Genomic DNA, 21591 nt, shown 5'->3' with positions numbered 1-21591 from the left:
GTAATAAAAATGCAATATCCTATAATTAGTCATCTCCTGCTTTAATACCCTATACTGGTATGAAGACATGCCCCGCTTTAGTAACGGGTTATTAAATGCACAGGAAAGCATCACCGCTCCAAAGGACTCTTGAATGGTAAAAAACACCTGCAATCCTCAAACCGCCATGGATCAACTCGACCAGCGTTTTCAGGCGTCCATTGCCAAAAGTACGCTGTCAATGTCACCGTTACAGGGACTGCTCAGCTATATCGACTGGTCCCGGCATCTGGCCATATCACCGGGCAAACAGCTTGAATTATTCAATCTGGGTGTCGCGCAAAGCCTGGCGCTGGCCCAATATGCGCAGCGTACACAAACCGTTGGCATCCCCGGCACGCCCAGTTACCACAGCAACCTGAATATTGAACCTCCCATTACCGACAGACGCTTCAGCGATGAAAGATGGAAAATCTGGCCATTTAACATCTTGCAACTGTCTTATCTAATGACAGAAGAATGGTGGAAAGAAGCCACTACCGATATTCGTGGTGCAACGCCTCACCACCTGGACCTTGTTCGCATGGCGGGGCAACAGTTCCTGAATGCGCTCTCGCCCAAAAATTTCGTGCCAAGCAACCCCGAGGTATTGCAAAAAACACTAGAAGAAAAAGGGGCCAACCTGCTGCGCGGCAGCATGAATGCATGGCAGCTGTTCATGCAACAATACACGGGCACCCCCGATCCCAAACTTGAAAATTTCAAGGTAGGCCAACACCTTGCCACCACTCCCGGCAAGGTGGTTTTACGTAATCAGCTCATGGAGTTGATCCAATACACACCCACAACAGAAAAGGTCCACCCCGAACCCATCCTGATCACGCCGGCCTGGATCATGAAATACTATATTCTTGATCTTTCTCCGCACAATTCCATGATCAGGCATCTGCTAGACCAGGGCTATACGGTTTTTTGTATTTCCTGGAAAAACCCCGGCGTAGAAGAACGCAATATGGGTATGGATGATTACCTGTCCATGGGCTTTTTTGCCGCCCTTGATGCGATCAACCAAATTACCGGCCAGCACAAAGTCCATGCCACCGGTTATTGCCTCGGAGGCACCTTGCTGTCTATTGCCGCAGCGGCCATGGGTAGGGACCAGGATGACCGCCTACTTTCCATCACCATGCTGGCTGCCCAAACCGACTTCAGCGAACCAGGAGAACTGTCCCTGTTCATTGATAACAGCCAGCTGGCCATCCTGGAAGCAGAAATGGCGGATATTGGTTATTTAACCGGTGAACAAATGGCGGGCGCATTCCTGATGCTGCGTTCCGACTTGCTGATCTGGTCGCGTTACATCAAAGAACTCCTGCTGGGTGAAGAATCAACCATGAATGATTTGATGGCCTGGAATACAGACACCACCCGCATGCCCGCCAAAATGCACTCGCAATACCTGCGCAGGCTATTCCTGAACGATGATCTGGCAGAAGGCAAATACCCCGTCAATGGCCGACCGGTTTCCCTGACCGACATTCACTTGCCGGTTTTCTGCCTGGGTACCGAAACAGACCACATCGCCCCATGGCACTCGGTTTACAAAATTCATCCCCTGTGTTGTACCGACATGACCTTTGTACTTACCAATAAAGGACATAATGCCGGTGTTGTCAGTGAGCCTGGCCATAAAAACCGCTATTACCGGGTTCTTGCCCGCGCCAAAGACGAGCCTTATCTGGGTCCTGACGAATGGTATGAAACCGCACAACACCATGAAGGTTCCTGGTGGAACTGCTGGTTCAGCTGGCTCAAAGAGCGCTCCGGTAAACCGGTATCCCCTCCTCCCATGGGTAATCCCGAAAAAGGTTATCCATTGCTTTGTGACGCCCCCGGCGTTTATGTATTTGAAAAATAATTTCTCTTGGAGCTTATTAAATGACAGTAGTGAATGAATCAGTCAAGCGGACCGCATTGGTTACCGGTGGCACAGGCGGCCTGGGCACGGCAGTGGCCCGTGCCCTGCATAATGCCGGTCACACCGTTCTTGTTACCATGCGTCCTGGCAAAGACTATTCCGACTGGTTAAAAAAGCAAAGTGATGAAGGCTATAACTTCAAGGCCTATATGGTTGATGTTGCCGACTATGACTCTTGCATTGCCGGTGCCAAACAAATGCACGACGACGGCTATCATATTGATATCCTGATCAATAATGCCGGCATTACCCGCGATGCCAGTTTCCGTAAAATGGACAAGGACAAATGGGACCAGGTCATGAAAACCAACCTGGATTCCATGTTTAACATGACCAAACCCCTATGTGAAAACATGCTGGCTGCTGGCTGGGGGCGTATTGTCAATATTTCTTCCGTTAACGGCAGCAAGGGGTCATTTGGCCAGGCCAACTATTCTTCGGCCAAGTCAGGTATTTATGGCTTTACCAAAACCCTGGCGCTGGAATTTGCCCGCAAAGGCGTAACCGTTAATGCGGTTTCTCCGGGTTACTTAAATACCGAAATGGTTGCCGCCGTTCCCAAAGAAGTCATGGACAGCCAGATCCTGCCCCAGATTCCATTGGGCCGTTTGGGCGAACCAGCCGAACTGGCCGCGCTTATCGTGTTCATCTGCAGTGATTTGGGCGGTTTCATGACCGGTGCCAACGTTGCCATGAACGGCGGACAGCACATGTATTGATTTTGCTCTTGTTTCAAGACAATAAAATGCCTGCCCGGCTTATTTTGCCGGGCAGGCATTTTCCATTTACCGTTTAGGCCGTGCCTGATAACAAAGCGGCTACAGCAAACCTTCCGCTTTCATGACAGAAACAATCGCGGGACGCTGGGCAACACGTGCCTGATAGGCGGTCAGGTTGGCCCATTTAGCCAGATCCAGCTGAATATGTTTAGCCCAGCCCAGTACCGTAAACAGATAGGCATCAGCAACTGTAAAGGTATCGCCCATTAAATAATCTTTACCCGCCAACTCAGACTCAACATAAGCCAGACGGCGTTCAAGATTAGCCAGACAAATATCCTTCCATTCTTGTGGCGTGGCGGGATTGAAAAAAGGGCTGAATCCTTTGTGAATTTCAGTTGCCACGAAATTCAGCCAGGCTTGAGCTTGATAGCGAGCGGAAGAACCGGATGCAGGAATCAGGCCTTGGGAAGGATTGAGGTCACCTAAATATTCAAGAATAACCTGACACTCCGTTAACACTTCACCATTATCCATTTGCAATGCCGGCACATATCCTTTTGGATTAATGGTTAAAAAATCCGCACCTGATTCAGTCACCTTGGTTTTGAGGTCGACTTTTTCAGATTCATAACTAACACCCAATTCTTCCAGAACGATATGCGGCGCCAAAGAACATGCACCTGGTTTATGAAACAATTTCATTTAACAACTTCCTTGATCAAGTGAACAAAAAACGGGTAACTTCGCATAAAACCCGAATAAAAATTTGACAACAATTACTTATTAATCCAGAACATACTACAAAATTACCGGATTCTCAGTAAGCACAATGCCATCGGCATCACTATATACATACCAGCCAGACCTGAAGGTAACGCCACCAATCATGACCGGGATATCCAATACGCCCTGCCCCGCCTTGTGACTCTTGCGAGGATTGGTACCCAACGCCTTGACAGAAAAATCCATATCATTGATCTGGGCACTGTCACGAATAGAACCATACACAATAATACCGCCCCAGCCGTTATCCATGGCCAAGGTGGCAATCATGTCTCCCACCAAAGCCCTGTGCAACGAAGCGCCGCCATCCACCACCAGAATTTCTCCCGACGACTTTTCTGACAGCACCTGCCTGACCAAGGTGTTGTCCTCATAAACCTTAAGAGTCCGGATCCATCCGCTAATTGCCTTACGCTTGCCCCATTGCTGAAACTGAAGATCACACGAGGCACTTTCAGGAAATGCATCCATCACATCGCAGGTAAGTAATACTGACATTGCTTGTTCTCCTTTTAGCTGAAAATTTCCAATTTTTTTATATTGACGATCAAGTGTAATCCATGATCTTTATATTTTCGACCCGCCTGATTTGTATTTTTATTATATTTTTATATATAATATATTTTTATATAATATATAGCACGGAAATTTTCACATGATTATCAACTGGCAAAATTTCACCCCCTGGTCATCACTGGCCGGGGGTATTTTACTAGGCATTGCTGCCGCCATTTTCATCCTGGCAAGTGGCCGCATTCTAGGCATCAGTGGCATCCTTGGCGGCCTGCTCAAACCCGCCAAAGGCGATACCAACTGGCGTATCGCTTTTCTACTGGGACTTTTTTCAGCACCGTTAATTTATTTGCTGGCAGTGGGTTCCATACCCATAGAAATCAATACCGGCTGGCCACTTATTATGCTGGCTGGCTTACTGGTGGGCTTTGGCACTCGTCTGGGTTCGGGTTGCAGCAGTGGCCATGGTATTTGTGGCCTATCGCGGCTTTCGGGCCGATCGCTAGTTGCCACCCTGGCTTTCATGGCAAGTGGTATCGCAACCGTTTATCTGGTTCGTCACCTTATTGCTTAACCCCCTGTCTTCAACCTAATTAAAGGATATCAACATCGTGAAACGCATCACCGAATATCTGGTCGGACTCCTCTTTGGCATGGGTCTTATCATTTCAGGTATGGCCAACCCTGAAAAAGTACTTGGCTTCCTGGACATTGCCGGCAACTGGGATCCTTCCCTGGCCTTCGTCATGGGGGGCGGCATATTGGTGGGCCTGTTTGCCTTTACCGCCGCAAAAAAACGCCAGACAGCCTGCCTGGGTGACCCCATGAGTTTACCCGCCAGCCGCAGCATTACACCTCGTCTGGTGATTGGCAGTTTACTGTTTGGCATTGGCTGGGGGATGGCTGGCATTTGTCCTGGGCCTGCTTTGGTATCAATGGCCGCAGGCGAATGGAAGGCATTGCTGTTTGTAATTGCCATGATTGCAGGCATGCTTGTTTTTACCGCCTTTGAAAACCGTAAAACCCGTTAAGCTCATTAAAACTGCAAAGCCCCAATACCGTGACCCAACGCAAATTGCCCAACTTACTGCCTGACTGGATATTGGCCTATCAGAAAAACCTGTTTTCAGGTGATCTGACAGCAGGCCTGATTGTTACTGTCATGCTTATCCCACAAAGCCTGGCCTATGCCATGCTGGCAGGCCTGCCACCTGAAATGGGGCTGTATGCCAGTCTTTTGCCTATCATTGCTTACGCCTTGTTGGGCTCAAGCATGACATTGGCAACCGGCCCTGTGGCGGTTATTTCCCTCATGACCGCCAGTGCCCTAGCACCGCTGGCCCAACCAGGTTCTGCGCAATATATAGAACTGGCCATTCAAATGGCCCTGATATCCGGTGTCATGCTGTTGGTGTTCGGGGTATTGCGGCTGGGGTTTCTGGCGCATTTGTTAAGCCATCCAGTCATTAGCGGTTTTATCAGCGGTTCGGCCATTCTCATCAGTATCGGGCAACTTAAACACATGCTGGGTGTTCAGGCTTCGGGCAATAATATCATCGCCACCCTGCTTGATCTGGCCCGTCATTTACCCCAAACCAATCTGCTTACCCTGCTCATTGGCAGCAGCAGCCTGCTTTTTTTATGGTGGTCACGGCGTTACTTAAGCGCTGCTCTTGAAAAGGCCGGTGTCTCATCCCGGCTGGCCGGCATGCTTTCCAAACTGGCACCCATGCTTAGCGTAATCTGCTTTACTGTCATTGTTTATGTGTTCAAACTGGATACGCAGTATGGTGTCAGTATTGCCGGTCATGTTCCGCAAGGCCTGCCTATACTCAGCCTGAATCTGCCCGGTCTGAATGCAATTGGCGCATTATGGTTACCAGCGTTGCTTATTTCGCTAGTCGGCTTTGTTGAAAGTGTTTCGGTGGCGCAATCGCTGGCCTTAAAACGCAAGGAACGCATCAAGCCCAACCGCGAATTAATTGGCCTGGGCGCTGCCAATATTGCCAGCGCCATTTCGGGCGGTTATCCGGTAACTGGCGGGTTCGCACGTTCGGTGGTCAATTTTTCAGCCGGCGCCAATACCCCGCTTGCCGGTATTATCAGTGCCCTGCTCATGGCTGTGGTTATTGCTTTTTTTACCGAGCTGTTTTATTACCTGCCCCAGGCCGTACTGGCCGCCACGATTATTTCAGCCGTGACAGCACTTGTCGACTGGCACAGTCTGAAGGCCGCCTGGCAATATGATCGGGCCGATGCTTTCTCATTATTAACAACCATGCTGGGCGTGATTTTACTGGGCGTAGAAGCTGGTATCCTGTTTGGCATTGCCCTTTCCCTTGCCGTACTGGTTTGGCGCAGCAGCCGCCCGCATATGGCCGTCCTGGGCCGTGTGCCTAATACCGAACATTACCGCAACATAGAACGCCATGACGTGCAAACCGTACCCGGCCTGGTCGCGTTACGGATTGATGAAAGCCTTTTTTTTGCCAATGCCGCAGCGGTAGAGCAAAAAATCATGGCGCTTATTAATACCAACCCTGATGCAAAAAATATGCTGCTGGTTTGCTCGGCGGTTAACCAAATTGATGCCACTGCACTGGAAATGCTGGACCAGCTTGAAAAAAGCCTGGCTGCCCGCGACATCCAGCTGTATTTTGCCGAAATCAAAGGCCCCATTATGGATCGCCTGAAAAATACACCTTTGGGCAAGCGCATGAAAAACAAAATATTTTTAAGTGTGCACGAGGCGTTTCTGCAGTTAAATTAATGGCGCTTGATTGACGGCAGTAAGCAGCAACAAAAACCCACATTAAAGCCCCCCTGAAGGGCAGGTTTATGCTTAACGCTTAATTGCACAAAGCTATCAATAACCATTGATAGCTCTTGGTGGGTTGACAGGGAATCGAACCCTGGACCGACAGATTAAGAGTCTGCTACTCTACCAACTGAGCTACCAGCCCAAAAAACCGACAAACCACTGTAAGTATAAATATTGGCTTCGGTAGCTTAAGTATATCTGAAATTTTTACGCAAAAAAAAGCCGCTTAACTTTTGTTAGCGACTTATTTTAACAAACCAAATAATTTTGGTGGGCTGGCCGGGATTCGAACCCGGGACCAACGGATTAAAAGTCCGCTGCTCTACCAACTGAGCTACCAGCCCGAATAAAAAAGCCGCTTGTATAAATAAAAGCGGCTAATAATATGTACTACAAAATTACGTGCTTTAATTTTCAGATGGTGGGCTGGCCGGGATTCGAACCCGGGACCAACGGATTAAAAGTCCGCTGCTCTACCAACTGAGCTACCAGCCCCCTGAAAGAATGAAATTATGACTGATCTGCACTATCGTGTCAATATTTTTTTGCTACCAGGCAACTAAAATAGAATCTTGGTACTTTTTCACAACAAAATCCTTAACGGGCCGTGATTGGTAAATTTGCACGAACTCTTTCAGGTCGGCACGATCAAGATCTTTTTCACGGACAGCAATAATATTGGCGTAAGGTGAATCGCCATCTTCCAGCACCATGGCATCTTCTTTTGGGGTCAAGCCCGCCTCAATCGCAAAATTGGTATTAACCGCTGCAAAGTCCACATCATCCAGTGAACGGGGCAATTGGGCCGCATCCAGCTCGATGAAACGCAGTTTTTTGGGGTTTTCAATCACATCAATTGGTGTTGCCTTAATGCCCGCCTTGGGATCAAGCTTGATCAGCCCTTGCTTCTCAAGCAATAACAAGGCACGGCCACCATTGGTAGGATCATTGGGCAGGGCAAAACGTGAACCTTCCTGAACTTCACTGAAATTTTTAATTTTTTTACTGTAAATACCAATTGGGAACACAACCGTTTTTGCCATGCTTACAATGCCGTAATTGCGGTCGGCATTGGCATTTTCAAGGTAAGGCAAGTGCTGGTAACTGTTGGCATCCAAATCGCCGGCTGCCAGTGCCACATTGGGTTGCACATAGTCGGAAAACTCGATAATTTCAATGTTATAACCTTTTTTGGCCGCTTCTTCTTTTACTACCTCCATGATCTGTGCATGTGGGCCGGATGTCACACCCACTTTCAGTGTTTTGTCTGCGGCCAATGAGGTTGAAACCAGACCCGCACCCAATGCCAGGGCCAGGATATGACTAACAAATTTTTTCTTCATGTGAGAATCCTTCGGAATTATTTATGTGACAAACGTCGGGAAATCCAGTCACCCACACTTTGAATCAACTGGACCATAACAATTAATACTACTACCACAATCAGCATAACTTCAGGCAAGAAACGCTGATAACCATAACGGATACCCAAATCACCCAAGCCCCCTCCGCCAATGGCACCCGCCATGGCCGAATAACCAATCAGGCTAACCAGGGTAATCACCATGGCGGAAATAAGTCCAGGCAACGCCTCGGGCAGCAGCACCTTGACAATAATTTGCATGGGTGAGGCGCCCATCGCCTTGGCAGCGGTAATCAGGCCACGGTCAACCTCACGCATGGCGGTTTCAGCAACCCGGGCCATAAATGGAATAGCCGCGATAGCCAAGGGAACAATCGCCGCGGTGGTGCCAATAGAAGTACCGGCAATAAAGCGGGTAAACGGAATAATCGCCACCATCAAAATAATAAAGGGTACCGAGCGGGTTGCATTGATAACCGCCCCCAGAACACGGTTTACCGCCAGGTTCTGCCACAGACCGCCTTTATCGGTCACGATCAGGGCGACACCCAGCGGCACCCCCAGAAAGAGTGCCGCCAGCCCTGAAACCCCAACCATGAGCAGGGTTTCAAAGGTCGCATCAATTAATAAATTAACCATTTGCGGATTCATATGCCACCTCTTGTATTTGAACACCGGCCTCATTACTTAAAGCCTGCTGTGCATTCAGGATAGCTTGCGCACTACCCTGCACCTGTACATATAATTTGCCTACGGCAACCCCTTTGATGTCTTCTACTTTGGCCTGCAACAAGGAAAGCCTGACACCATAATCATTGGCCTTGCCTGCAAACAGTCCATCAGACACCCGGGAGTCATGCAAATGCAATTCCCAAATGGCGGCATCCTGCCCGGGATTTTCCTGAACCCACTTTTTCAGGCGTTCCACCAGAATCTCCTGCGAGTCTTCAGACAAGGTGGATTCTGTTGCTGCAGACACCATAGCCCGAGTCACATCATGTTGGGGGTTGGCAAAGATATCGGCAGTCGCACCCACCTCCACCACGGCCCCATGGCTTAACACCGCCACCCGGTCACAAATTTGCTTGACCACTTCCATCTGGTGCGTAATCATGACAATGGTAATCCCTGTCTTGCGGTTGATGTCGCGCAGCAAGTCCAGGATATTGGCCGTTGTTTCAGGGTCCAGGGCAGAGGTCGCCTCATCACTTAATAAAACATCAGGCTGGCAGGCCAGCGCACGGGCAATGCCTACCCGTTGCTTTTGTCCCCCACTAATCTGCGCTGGGTAGCGGTCGCTTAAATGAGACAGCCCCACCAGATTCAACAGTTCATCTACCCTGCTTTTGATGACTTCCTTCTTGACGCCGGCAATTTCAAGCGGCAAGGCCACATTATTGAACACCGTGCGCCGGGACAATATATTGAAGCTTTGAAAGACCATACCGATTCGACGTCGTTGCGCACGCAACTCGATTTCCGACAGACCGGTTAACACCTGGCCATTAAGGGTAATAGAACCGGAGTCAGGCTTTTCCAATAAGTTGATACATTGCACCAACGTGCTTTTACCGGCTCCACTGGGGCCAATAATGCCAAAAATTTCACCCTGCTCTATCTTCAGGTCTATTTTTTTGATGGCTTCAAAAATCCCTTTGGGCGTTTTGTATGTTTTTCTTAAATCTTTAATGTGAATCATGATGTGATATTGTGATCTGCTTGCCAGTTTCAGCAAACAAAATTATAGTAAGCTCCATATTTCTTTTGGAAATATGGAGCTTACTTTTCTTAAATAATTTTAAGCCAAGCAATGTGAAAAACAATGCTTATGCCGTGTTAGCCCGCCTGATTTCCCTGGCTCTGCGCCGTTGTTTGCGAAATTTTTTCCAGCGATTGTACAAGGGGCCCCAATACGGATTTTTGGCAATGCCGATTCTATGTATTAACCATGCACCAGGTTTGTTTCTAACCGCAATCCGGTAAATATATTGCGGGTTGCCACCCGCCACATTAAATCCATAGGCATCGGTGGTATAAAAAATGCTAAAGCCCAATGCCTGGGCAGCCTGGATATAGTCATCATCAAAATACCCCTGTGGCCAACACAAATGCGGGCTATTTTTATTTAATTCCTGCAACAGAGCCGCTTTTGATTGTTGTAAATCATTGGCAATACCTGCACACTTTCCAGCCCTGTCAAAGTTCAAATCCCAACGGGTATGGGTATGGGTATGGCAATGAATTTCAAAAGTACCTGCGGCTTCCATGGCCTGCACCTCAGACCAGCGAACCGCAATATCATTGGCTTTGCCTGCCGCAACAATTTCTTTGCATTCATGATGTGAAGGACAGGCGGGTAAAGGCTTACCTGATCCGTCAACGGGCCGGAGCTCGCCCTGCCCGGCCCAATCAGTCACCAGAAACATGACCGCATTCATGCCATATTTTTGCAAAACCGGATGGGCATAAACGTAATTATCCAGATAGCCATCATCAAAGGTGATTAGCACCGATTTTTCGGGTACTGTTTCGCCCTGAAGATAGCCGGCAAACTGGCCTGCAGTCAGACTTGTGTAGCCATTGGCCGCCAGGGCCGCCATTTGCGATTCAAAGTTTTGGGGGCTGGTAGTGATTTGTCCCGAAGACGGCGTAATATGGTGATACATCAGGACCGGCACAGAGCGGGCATTTTTCTCCGCCATCTTAGCGCTCCCGGGAGATGCGTACCTCGGCACCGCGACGCTTTACCTCAAGCCCTTCAGACTGCAAAATACGCAACCCTTCAAGCCCTTTGATATAACTGGACCCTTGCATTTGCATGACACGGATTTTATTGCGCATCACAACAGGGTTATGTAATGGCATGCCAAACATCCAGACCTCATCCAGTATGCGCGCCGTATTGAACTCGCCCAAATGTTTAAGCACCGGGCCAAGACACAGCATATGCCCTTCACGTCCAAAGACAGGTACGGAATCAAGTGCACAGTCAAGGCTGATAGGTTGACCACCCTCATAGCGCCAGCCGGTATTCAAGTCCCACCAGGCCTCGCCTTCGGGCAAGTAAACCACAACGTTCCCACCGGGTTCCAGTACGGGTGCCACCAATAATGCCGGCCCAAACATGAATTGGGTATCGTATTCTTGCGCCTTCGTATCGTTTGGGAAAGCCAGAGACATCATGCGCTGTACCGGCAGGCCGGTTCTGACCGAGTCTTCTATGATGCCAAGCACATAAGGAATAAGGCGGTAACGCAACTCGAACAGGGTTTTGATTTGCGACTGGGTGTCTTCATTGAAAGCGGTGGGCAACAAGGCTGGATTTGCATGCAAGGCAAACCCGGCAGAGAAAACCGACAGCCCCAAACAACGCAAATACCATTCAGGATCGACAGGACCAGACAGCATGTGCGGATTACCTATCTCATGCACCTGCGTCACGATGCCACTGGCCTGAACCGACAGGGCACTGCGTAATATCTGGTGCAGGGCATCCCAGTCATTGCCGGGGCACTCCAACTGCTTCCAGGGCGTACGCTGCGACCCCAGGCCAAGACTGTCACTTAACACCACCCCTTCTGCAGGTATCTTGTTACGTGAAACGGCTTCAAACAGGGCGTTTTTCAGCAATAATGGGTAGAGCGTGCGCAACAGCGGACCGGACTCTCCGTTACGGGCACTGACTGAGTCGGGCAGCGCTATGGGCAACTTGCATTCAATCGCGCTAGCACCTTCTTCAATAAGTTGCGCATGGCGCTCTTGCCAAAAAAGGAACGCGTCTTTATAGGTTAAATCAAGCAAGCCAAAAGACTGTCCACCTGTAGCCGGAACCCCGTCAAATACCTGTGCCAACCCTTCATCATTGCAAAGCAGCCAGCCACGATCTTCCAGGTCTGCAAACAGGCGCGTATTAGTCAGCACGCCCGGGAAAGTCGTTACACAGGCATACCATTGGTCTTCGGTCAGTTGGGCAAAATAGCGTCTTGCGTCTTCAAGGCGTGAAACATCCCATTCAAGGGCCTGCTTGTCCTGTTGAAACTGGATTAGGGACGGGTTGTCAAGCCTTAGGGTATCGAGCGGAATATCCTGATCACGCAGTGCTTTCGCCAACTCGCCAACTTCGTTGAAGTCTTGGCCCGTTTGCTGGATTAACCAGGTGCCCATGGCCCATAGCGGGGGTTGCCCGGCACGACCGGCAAGCGCGGAATATTGATTAAATATTTCGGCCGGCTCACTGGCAAATAAAAACAGGTCAAATACACTGTCTTCAACAAACAACTGGTAGGTATCCGGTTCATCGGGTGTACCGGGAGCATGCAAGACACGGTTCAGGGAGTTTACGTAAATACCCCAACCTTGAGGGTTCCAGGCCAAAGGCAAATAATTGAAACCGGGCAAATCGGAAACAATTTCCTGACCGCGACGGTTGAAATCGCCAAGGGTTTCACCCAAGCCATACACCGGTGCCTTGTCAGGCAGACCCAGCATAAGTCCCCAGCTTTCGGGCAGACCATTGCTGATCTCGGCCACAAAAGGACTGGCAAACTGGCTGTCTGTACTTAATAAAAGCTGTTCATTGCGAAACAGGGCCAGCCGGAATGGTCGGGCATGCATTTCCAGCGTAATGTCCCCTTGGACAAAACGCCAGGCACTTTCTTGCAAAACAGACTCGGTGCTCATTTCACCGATAGCCTCGGGCCTGGCCAATAGTAACTCCTGACGGGCCCTGGCGCGCGCATTCAGTTTTTCATCGTCCAGTTTGGATGCTGGACCACACCGCAAACGAAATACGCCCGGAGCGTGTGCCTCTATACGAAGGCTCAGGCCCGAATCTATTTCAAAAACGGCATGTGCTGAATGTGCGGATACAAATTCTAGATTATCAAGCTGGATCACGTAAGTTCTTTTTAAGTATTGCGCTTAGTGTGGCGCCAAAACGGTCACACTATAAAATATATTATTTTGACTCATTTACACCAAAATTAAAATCGAAACAAGGATTTAGCTGAAAATTCCTGCTAAATATGGCTTATTTCCCGTTTAAATCTGCAAATACAAAGAATATTGCAAAATTAACGCGGAGAAATCGCTTTTAGCAAATCTCGCTCCAGCGGTACCGGTTCTCCTTCAAGCCGGGCACCAATCACATCTCCAGCCAAACTCGACCATGTTAGTCCATGGGAGGCATAGGCCGCAGCAATCCAAACGCCCTCAGCATGATCAAGCTGCCCGACAACCGGCAAACGCCCCTGCAACACAGCCCGCATACCTGCCCACCCGCTTATCTCATTATCCTGAACGGCCTTTTTAAGATTTGCACAAAGGGTGACCGGCATTTTCGACAAAATGGTTTCCTGGCCTGCTTTACTGGTACATGGCATTAATTGATTATGCATATAAGTACTGCCCATGACACATAAGTTGTTGACCGCTGGTAAAAAATAACCCTCGCCACCAATAATGCAACGGGGTCCCCCATTAACAAGCCCAGCCGGTACATGCATGACTTCCCCCCCCATGGGATGAAGGGAATGCAGTTTGGGAATGGCCGGCACCACCTCACCGGAACGACGGGTTTGCTGCATCAGGCCGCTTTCTTGCATGACAGGAAGGGTTTGCAAACCACAGGCCACCACAACCGTATGCCCGCACGCCAGTACATTGCCATCTGCGCCCAACAGTTCCCATTGCCGGGTTTGCTCATTACGCAATAAAAATGCCACCCGGGCAGCCATGCACTCAATGCCCTTATTGGCCAGCAAAGTCTGAATCAGACCTTCCGGATTAACCAGCATGCCGGCAGAAAAATAAGCCCCTTCCCGGTCTATGGGCGTACCGGCCAATTCCGAAGCCTCGGCAAGTTTAACATGGCGCACCCATTCCCGGGGAAATTGCATGGCCTTGACGGCTTCGGTCAAATCCTTGGCATGGCCTTTATTTCGGCTTAACTCAAGGGTACCGCATCGGGCGGGGATAGCCGCTGGCGGGAAATCACGCCAGCGACTATGCGCCCGTAACGTACCGGCTCGACTTAAGCGCGACCGAAAATTATCATCAATTGATATCATCGGTGTCAGGGCAGCGGCAATATGCCCCTGCTGCCCTGCCGACTGCCCATGCGCAAAAGACGGATCGAAGACCCTAACCTGCCAGCCACGCAGGGCCAAGGCATGCGCCACCCCAGAGCCGGCCAGACCGCCCCCGATCACCAATGCAGTTCTGTCCTGGTCCGCCCTATAAACCGGCATTGGCCTGCCAGAGCGCGCCTGCAAGGCCAGATGCTTTCCATCTTGGCTCACGCTGGCTTCTCCTGTTACCAAACCTTCGGTTTTCAGGGCCTGCCTCAAGAGCCCCTCATCCTGGACACGACTTATCACATAAACTTGTGGTGAGGCATAACGCAACCAGTCACTGTAATTTTCTTGCGCCAGTACGGCAGGGCCACAACTGTCAGCCAGAATATAGGTATCCATAGAGGCATGAATATTTTTCAGCATCCGCCGTTTTTCGCCATACGCCAGCGTGATGGTAATATTGCCCCCTTCCAGGTCAATGCGATGCATGCCCGGTAATACGCAAGGCCAGTGACTGGCCAGCTCATTGACTTGCGCCTGGAAATGCCCGGGAAAAAGACGCGCGCCCATTTTTACAAAATCTTCACGGGAAAGCGGCCGCTCTTCAAACACAATCAGATGCAAACGTTTGCAGCGTAATGGATCTTCTTGCCAGTATTTGCGCAACAAGAGCAGATGCATGGCAAAACGCGTGCCATTCAGGGCAATGGTATGGCGTGCCTTGCCCTGCCATTGCAAACAAGATGACACGAAACTTGAATACCATGCATCAAGCTCGCAAAAGCTTTCTGTGATGGCCGAAACGGGATTATCTGTACAAGGCAAACTAAAGCCACTCTCTTGGGCGACAAGGTTGGCGGGACATAAAGCAGGATTGGTAGAGGACATGAAGGAAAGTGTTCGGGCAAATCAAAATTTAAGGTTCAGGAGCCGGCGACCGTGGCATCACTCCTGTGTATAATTCCTGTTTATAAGGACTGAATGGGCGAATTACGATGTTAACAAAAAACTATTTGGATTTTACCAGAGCATTGGAAGCAGGCATTACCGCAGCACATGCCGCAGCAGCAATTTTACAGGCATACGCCCATAACAGATCAGATCTGGTCATCGACCATAAATCGCGCAATGACCTGGTTTCCCAGGCAGACCGCGAAGCCGAAGCCGCCATTCTGGCGCACCTGTCAACCCTTACCCCCGAATTTGGCATTGTGGCTGAAGAAACCGGTGGTAAGCCCACTGGCACCGCCACCTGGTATATTGATCCGCTGGATGGCACCACGAATTTCCTGCACGGGATCCCCCATTATGCCGTATCACTGGGCTTAATTGCCCATGCGGGCACCCAACTGCAGCCCGACACACCACCCCTGACCCAAGACACACCGGTCGTCTCGGTTATTTATGACCCTTGCAGAGAAGAACTGTTCACCGCCATTTATCAGGAAGGCTCACGACTTAATGGCGAGCGGATTTACTGCTCCGCCTCACAATCCCTGGCCGACTCCCTTCTTGGCACAGGGGTTCCGTTTCGGGATTTTTCTTTTGCCAATCAATACATGCCCACGTTTGATGCCGCTCTTCAAACGACTCGCGGTATCCGTCGCCTGGGCGCGGCCGCCCTTGACCTGGCCTGGATTGCCTGCGGCCGTTTTGATGCTTACTGGGAAATGGGCCTGGCGCCCTGGGATGTTGCTGCAGGCACCTTGCTGGTGCGTGAAGCAGGTGGGCAAGCCGAAGATATGTACGGTATTGATCCCTGGCCTATAAAAGGTTATATTGCCGCCGCCAACTCACAGGTATTTCCTGAACTCATGGCAATGCTTAGGCCACACCTGACTGCTCCCACCATAAAAAATGAATCAATATGAACAATAAAGTCAAAGAAATCGAGGCACCCGAAGCCGTTATGGTCACGATTCCCAGAAGACTGGATACCGAAGATGCACAACTGGCACTGGAAAGGATACAGGACTTACTGAAAAAGCATGCCCTGGTAGAAAACCTTGTACGCAGGCAAGAGGAAGGAGACGAACAAGCCGACATTGTTGAAGGATTATTAAGGCGGCAACATGAGGTTGAGCTGGAACACACGCTTAACCAGCTGCATCCGGCCGACATTGCCTTTATTCTTGAATCATTACCCTCAGAGCAGCGCCGCCTGATCTGGAGCCTGGTGAATGCCAAATATGATGGCGATATTCTTCTCGAGGTTGATGACTGGGTTCGTGAAGACCTGATTTCATCCATGAATCGCGAAGATCTTCTGGCCGCCACCGAAGATCTTGACGCCGATGAGCTGGCCGATCTGGCGCCCGACCTGCCCGCCGATATTGTTGCCGAAGTCCAAAAAGGCCTTACCAACGAAGAGCGGGCGCAATTACTTGAAGCCATGGGTTACCCTGAAGGTACCGTGGGTGCCATCATGGACTTCGAGATGGTACGTGTACGTGAAGATGTCAGCCTTGAGGTCGTCTTGCGTTACCTCAGGCGCCTTGAAGAACTGCCAGACCATACTGACCAGATTTTTGTGGTGGATCGCCAGGATCGCCTTCAGGGCGTATTAAGCATATCCCAACTACTGGTCAATGACCCGGACACTAACGTGAAAGATGTCATGAAAACCGACTATCTTTCCCTCAAACCCAACGATGACGATACCGATGCCGCGTCGGCTTTCGAGCGTTATGACCTGGTTTCCGCACCGGTTGTCAACCGGCAAAACCGCCTGATTGGCCGGGTAACCATTGCTGATATGGTGGATGTGATTCGTGAAGATTCACAAGAACAGGATTTATCCCGTGCCGGCCTTCATGAAGAAGATATTTTTGCGCCGGTCGTCAAAGCCATCAAAAACCGTTCCCCCTGGCTGTTGATCAATTTATGTACAGCCTCCACCGCCGCGGTCATTGCCTCACAATTTGAAGGCACGGTCAGCCATATCGTTATTTTGGCTTTCCTGATGTCTATTGTGGCAGGTATTGGTGGCAACTCGGGTAACCAGACAATGACCATGGTCATCCGGGCCCTGGCGGTTGGACGCATTACCTCAAAGAACTTTACTTCCCTGCTGAAACGGGAATTTATTGTGACTATTTTAGTCGGTTTCATTGGCACCATCGTAGCTGCCGGTTTTTCCTGGGCTATTTCAGGCTCATTCAAAATTGCCTTGGTCATGGCCACCGCCATGCTGTGCAATATGCTGATTGGTGCCATGCTGGGTGTCCTGATCCCAATTTTCCGCGACAAGTTTGGCAAAGATCCCGCCATTGGTTCTTCGGTATTGCTCACTTTTGTCACCGACTCTCTGGGTTTTTTCATCTTCCTGGGGCTGGCCAGTATCTTTCTGCTTTAACATCTTCCCCGGCCTGATGGCCACAAACAAAAAATGACTGAATACCATTGAGTTCGGTATTCAGTCATTTTCTACGATCCAAAGAACACAAGCCGGGCGCCCCCGGCTCATGCCTTACCAAAGAGGGCTTTTATTTCAGTTGACCATGGCAGTGTTTGTATTTTTTACCACTACCACATGGACATGGATCGTTGCGCCCGACATTGGCCATCATGTTCCGGACTGTAATTCCACCGGCAGAAACATCACCTTTTTCATTCACTTCAATACCCAAGGCTTCGTCAAAGTCCGAATGATGGAGCGTTACATTCTGCACATGAGATTTGGCCGCTTCTGCTCCGGCTTCCTGAACCTGCTCAGGAGAGCGGACCTGAACAGTCATTAACACCTTGATCGTGTCATTGCGAATGCGCTCAAGCATGCCGGCAAACAGTTCAAAGGCTTCTTTTTTATATTCCTGTTTGGGGTCTTTTTGTGCATATCCGCGCAAATGAATACCCTGGCGCAGGTGATCCAGTGAGGCCAGATGCTCACGCCAGTGTGTGTCGATGGTTTGCAACAGGATAGAGCGTTCAAACGAGGACCATTGTTCCTGCCCTACCTGCTCCACCTTGGCCTCATAAGCATTCTTGGCCGCTTCCTGAATAGCATCATGAATTTCCTCTTCACCAAGACTGTCATCAGCCTGAATCATGGCCGTTAACGGCACTTCTATTTGCAACTCGGCAGCAAGCGAGGTTTCCAAGGCAGGAATATCCCACTGTTCTTCCATGGAGTTTTCAGGCACATAGGTTCGCACCAGGTCATTAACCGCGGCATTGCGCAATTCGGTAACCATTTCTGAAATGGATGCCTCTTCAAGAACCTCGTTACGCTGGCCATACAATACCTTGCGCTGGTCATTGGAGACGTCATCATACTGAAGCAGTTGCTTGCGAATATCAAAGTTGCGGCTTTCCACCTTGCGTTGCGCCGACTCGATAGAGCGGGACACCATTTTGGCCTCGATAGGCTCGCCATCGGTACCCAGGCGCTCCATGATGGCACGGACACGTTCACCCGCAAAAATACGCATGAGTGAATCATCAAGGGAAAGATAAAAGCGGGAAGAACCCGGATCTCCCTGACGTCCGGCACGGCCACGCAGCTGGTTGTCGATCCGGCGTGATTCGTGGCGCTCGGTACCGATAATACGCAATCCACCCGCCGCCTTGACCTGCTCATTAACCGGTTTCCATGCTTCCCGGATTTTAGCGGTTTCCGCTTCTTTCTGTTCTGCTGCCAGAGAATCATCGGCACGAACCAGGTTAATGGCTTTTTCTATACTGCCGCCCAGCACGATGTCGGTACCACGACCGGCCATATTGGTGGCAATCGTAATGTGGCCGGGTTTACCTGCTTCGGCAACAATTTCCGCCTCGCGTGCATGCTGTTTGGCATTAAGCACTTCATGGGGCAGTTTTTCTTTTTTCAGTAGCTCAGACAAAAGCTCCGAGTTTTCGATGCTGGTGGTACCCACCAGAACAGGTTGGGCACGTTCGTAACAATCGCGGATATCCTTGATGATAGCAGCGAATTTTTCCTGGTCATTTTTGAAGATCTGGTCGTTCTGGTCGATCCGGATCATGGGCACGTTGGTAGGAATAATGACGGTTTCAAGACTGTAAATTTCCTGAAATTCGTATGCCTCGGTATCTGCCGTACCGGTCATTCCCCCCAGTTTTTCATACATGCGGAAATAATTCTGGAAGGTAATGGAAGCCAGCGTCTGGTTTTCATTCTGGATTTGCACCCCTTCCTTGGCTTCAACCGCCTGATGCAAGCCGTCTGACCAGCGGCGACCGGCCATAAAGCGGCCGGTGAATTCATCGACAATCACCACCTCGTTGTTTTGCACCACATAATGCTGGTCTTTGAAGAACAGGTTATGGGCCCGCAAGGCCACCATCAAGTGGTGCATTAAGGTGATATTACGTGGATCATACAAAGACTCGCCCTCGGGCAGAATGCCCTGCTCGCGCAAAATCTTCTCGGATTTTTCATGACCGGCTTCAGACAAGTAAATTTGCTGGGATTTTTCATCTACCCAGAAATCGCCTTCGGGCTCGGGTTCCTGCGGCTTGGGCTCTTCTTTCATGCGAGTCAGCAAGGCAGGAATACCATTCATGCGAATATATAATTCGGTATTGTCTTCGGCCTGGCCTGAAATGATCAGTGGCGTACGGGCCTCGTCAATCAGGATAGAGTCGACTTCGTCAACAATTGCGTAATTGAGCCCACGCTGACGGCGATCCTCGCTGCGGTACTCCATATTGTCACGCAGGTAATCGAAGCCATATTCATTATTGGTACCGTAAGTAATATCGGCACGGTAGGCATCAATTTTTTCCTGGTTGTCCTGCTGGGGAACCACCACCCCTACGCTTAGACCCAGAAAATTGTAAAGACGGGCATTTAATTGCGCATCGCGGCGGGCCAGATAGTCGTTGACGGTGACTACGTGCACACCCTTGCCACTTAAGGCATTCAGGTAAACGGGCAAGGTACTCATGAGAGTTTTACCTTCTCCGGTACGCATTTCCGCAATCTTTCCGTTATGCAAGGCAATACCGCCCAACAGCTGGACATCAAAGTGACGCATGCCCAATACCCGACGGGACGCTTCGCGGGTAACCGCAAAGGCTTCGGGAAGCAGGTCATTAAGGCTTTCGCCCTTTTCCAGACGGGCACGAAACTCGGGGGTTTTAGCGGCAAGCTCTTGATCGGAAAGCGCTGATATTGTTTTCTCCAGCGCATTGATTTTTGACACTATTTTGCGATACTGTTTAAGTATGCGGTCATTACGGCTGCCAACTAGTTTTTTAAGTATAGAAATCATTCTTATTTTACAATATAAGCTTGGATTTTCGCAGGGGCTACCCGCCAAACCGGTCCAATGTGGTTAGTCAAATTTTTTACTCGAAGCCAGTAGTTTAACGCATACCGCTTCCAGTTGTAACGCCTGAAGGTAAACTGGCTCCAGCTTTTCCGCCCGAACCCAGCTTTGCCCCAATAACTGCCGCACCTGCTTTACTGACGGTTTCAAGCAATGAATTCCCGGCAACTGCCGTTGTTGGTGTAGAGGCTTGTTTCAGGAACATGAGCGGGTCAACCGGGCTGCCATTGACACGGACCTCGAAATGCAAATGTGCGCCGGTTGAACGTCCTGTAGAACCAACACGGCCAATAATTTGCTTTTTGGAAACCAGATCACCTTTTTTGACCAGCAGCTTGGAAGCGTGTGCGTATCGGGTTACCACACCATTGCCATGATCAATATCAATTGAGTTTCCGTAGGCCCCATTATAGCCAGCCTCTAGAACAATGCCGGCCGATGAAGCATAAATGGGCGTGCCGGTGGGCGCGGCAAAATCAGTCCCTGAATGCAAATGATATTTTTTACTGACAGGATGACGGCGCCAGCCATACGCAGATGAAATACGGGCTGCCGACATGGAGACCGGTATCGCCGAAGGGATGCGATTGCGATCGGCGTTACGCGTACTCAGCAGCAACTCCATGGTTCTGAAACCGTCATTTTGCATGGAAATTTGTTGTTTGAGCATATCCAGCTCACGCCCGATTTCTTCGGCTGACATAATCGTGTCATTGGTAATCAGGTCATCTTCGAAGGAAAAAGATTCATCCGACTGTTTTGCCGCTGGCAAGATGGCTGCCGCCTCGGGAGACTTGAGCAAGCCCGCGGTACCGGCAACCCGGGTACCCAATTTTTCAAGACTTTCAACCCGCGCTCGCAATTCCCCCACCTGTGTGGCCATGAAGTTTACACTATTACGAATAAGTGCTTCATCGCGGGCAGAAGGTTGCGTATTAACCGCCAAATGGCTATTATTTTCCTGGTGAAGGGATTGAACGCCCCAATATCGCTCTAGCATTGCACCACCGGCTACCGCGATACCCAAGACCATTACTGACATACTGAATGCCCAGATTTTCTTGCTGG

General features: G+C 50.0%; 17 protein-coding genes and 3 tRNA genes. 7 read left to right on the top strand and 13 right to left on the bottom strand.

Going from position 1 to position 21591, the window contains the following annotated elements:
- The first annotated feature begins 133 nt into the window (after positions 1-133).
- The gene (locus tag JHL22_RS12360) at positions 134-1897 is read left to right on the top strand and encodes a PHA/PHB synthase family protein (protein WP_200237954.1); all 1764 of its coding nucleotides are present in this window, start codon (positions 134-136) and stop codon (positions 1895-1897) included.
- 20 nt (positions 1898-1917) lie between these two features.
- On the top strand, positions 1918-2676 hold the full coding sequence (gene phbB, locus JHL22_RS12355) for an acetoacetyl-CoA reductase (protein WP_200237951.1): 759 nt from the start codon (positions 1918-1920) through the stop codon (positions 2674-2676).
- Positions 2677-2775: 99 nt separating this feature from the next.
- Here the strand turns inward: phbB and gstA are convergent, their stop codons facing one another.
- Together gstA and rraA are read right to left on the bottom strand one after the other, a co-directional pair.
- Positions 2776-3381 (bottom strand): glutathione transferase GstA, encoded by a 606-nt coding sequence (gstA, locus tag JHL22_RS12350; RefSeq protein WP_200237948.1) that lies wholly within the window; start codon positions 3379-3381, stop codon positions 2776-2778.
- Positions 3382-3477: 96 nt separating this feature from the next.
- Positions 3478-3960 (bottom strand): ribonuclease E activity regulator RraA, encoded by a 483-nt coding sequence (gene rraA / locus JHL22_RS12345; protein ID WP_200237945.1) that lies wholly within the window; start codon positions 3958-3960, stop codon positions 3478-3480.
- A 157-nt stretch (positions 3961-4117) separates the two neighbouring features.
- Between rraA and JHL22_RS12340 the strand changes: the two genes are divergently transcribed.
- The 3 genes from JHL22_RS12340 to JHL22_RS12330 are packed head-to-tail and all read left to right on the top strand — an operon-like array spanning position 4118 to position 6745.
- Complete coding sequence (locus tag JHL22_RS12340; protein ID WP_200237942.1) at positions 4118-4549, top strand: YeeE/YedE family protein; 432 nt, start codon at positions 4118-4120, stop codon at positions 4547-4549.
- A gap of 37 nt (positions 4550-4586) precedes the next feature.
- A complete protein-coding gene (locus tag JHL22_RS12335) occupies positions 4587-5006 on the top strand; it encodes a DUF6691 family protein (protein ID WP_200237939.1) in 420 nt (139 codons plus the stop codon).
- A gap of 29 nt (positions 5007-5035) precedes the next feature.
- Positions 5036-6745, top strand: a complete 1710-nt coding sequence (locus JHL22_RS12330; RefSeq protein WP_329610669.1) for a SulP family inorganic anion transporter — start codon at positions 5036-5038, stop codon at positions 6743-6745.
- A 117-nt stretch (positions 6746-6862) separates the two neighbouring features.
- On the opposite strand, the gene JHL22_RS12325 is transcribed toward JHL22_RS12330, so the two are convergent.
- The 9 genes from JHL22_RS12325 to mnmC1 all read right to left on the bottom strand — a co-directional run bounded on the left by JHL22_RS12325 (position 6863) and on the right by mnmC1 (position 14983).
- A tRNA-Lys gene (locus tag JHL22_RS12325) sits at positions 6863-6938 on the bottom strand.
- A 126-nt stretch (positions 6939-7064) separates the two neighbouring features.
- A tRNA-Lys gene (locus JHL22_RS12320) sits at positions 7065-7140 on the bottom strand.
- A gap of 75 nt (positions 7141-7215) precedes the next feature.
- Positions 7216-7291, bottom strand: a tRNA-Lys gene (locus JHL22_RS12315).
- Positions 7292-7344: 53 nt separating this feature from the next.
- The gene (locus JHL22_RS12310) at positions 7345-8139 is read right to left on the bottom strand and encodes a MetQ/NlpA family ABC transporter substrate-binding protein (protein WP_200237936.1); all 795 of its coding nucleotides are present in this window, start codon (positions 8137-8139) and stop codon (positions 7345-7347) included.
- A 17-nt stretch (positions 8140-8156) separates the two neighbouring features.
- Positions 8157-8810, bottom strand: coding sequence for a methionine ABC transporter permease (locus JHL22_RS12305; protein WP_200237933.1), 654 nt, complete (start codon positions 8808-8810; stop codon positions 8157-8159).
- On the bottom strand, positions 8791-9858 hold the full coding sequence (locus tag JHL22_RS12300) for a methionine ABC transporter ATP-binding protein (protein WP_200237931.1): 1068 nt from the start codon (positions 9856-9858) through the stop codon (positions 8791-8793). The genes JHL22_RS12305 and JHL22_RS12300 overlap by 20 nt, the downstream gene beginning before the upstream one ends.
- Positions 9859-9985: 127 nt before the next feature.
- On the bottom strand, positions 9986-10861 hold the full coding sequence (locus JHL22_RS12295; RefSeq protein WP_200237928.1) for a polysaccharide deacetylase family protein: 876 nt from the start codon (positions 10859-10861) through the stop codon (positions 9986-9988).
- A 1-nt stretch (position 10862) separates the two neighbouring features.
- Complete coding sequence (locus tag JHL22_RS12290) at positions 10863-13055, bottom strand: glycoside hydrolase family 31 protein (protein ID WP_329610668.1); 2193 nt, start codon at positions 13053-13055, stop codon at positions 10863-10865.
- 176 nt (positions 13056-13231) lie between these two features.
- The gene (gene mnmC1, locus JHL22_RS12285; RefSeq protein WP_200237926.1) at positions 13232-14983 is read right to left on the bottom strand and encodes an FAD-dependent 5-carboxymethylaminomethyl-2-thiouridine(34) oxidoreductase MnmC1; all 1752 of its coding nucleotides are present in this window, start codon (positions 14981-14983) and stop codon (positions 13232-13234) included.
- A gap of 245 nt (positions 14984-15228) precedes the next feature.
- On the opposite strand from mnmC1, the gene JHL22_RS12280 reads away from it, so the two are divergent.
- Both JHL22_RS12280 and mgtE read left to right on the top strand, forming a co-directional pair.
- Positions 15229-16104, top strand: a complete 876-nt coding sequence (locus JHL22_RS12280) for an inositol monophosphatase family protein (protein WP_200237923.1) — start codon at positions 15229-15231, stop codon at positions 16102-16104.
- The gene (mgtE, locus tag JHL22_RS12275) at positions 16101-17588 is read left to right on the top strand and encodes a magnesium transporter (RefSeq protein WP_234041270.1); all 1488 of its coding nucleotides are present in this window, start codon (positions 16101-16103) and stop codon (positions 17586-17588) included. The genes JHL22_RS12280 and mgtE overlap by 4 nt, the downstream gene beginning before the upstream one ends.
- A 130-nt stretch (positions 17589-17718) precedes the next feature.
- Here mgtE and secA read toward each other — a convergent pair whose 3' ends face one another.
- On the bottom strand, positions 17719-20466 hold the full coding sequence (gene secA / locus JHL22_RS12270) for a preprotein translocase subunit SecA (protein ID WP_200237918.1): 2748 nt from the start codon (positions 20464-20466) through the stop codon (positions 17719-17721).
- Positions 20467-20560: 94 nt separating this feature from the next.
- Positions 20561-21565: a M23 family metallopeptidase gene (locus JHL22_RS12265; RefSeq protein WP_200237916.1), complete on the bottom strand. Its 1005-nt coding sequence runs from the start codon at positions 21563-21565 to the stop codon at positions 20561-20563.
- Between the last annotated feature and the right edge of the window lie 26 nt (positions 21566-21591).

The sequence above is a fragment of the Advenella mandrilli genome (genome assembly GCF_016595155.1).
GTDB lineage: Bacteria > Pseudomonadota > Gammaproteobacteria > Burkholderiales > Burkholderiaceae_B > Advenella > Advenella mandrilli.
Note: the sequence above shows the minus strand (reverse complement) of the source record. Positions and strands in the feature narration are given on the sequence as shown.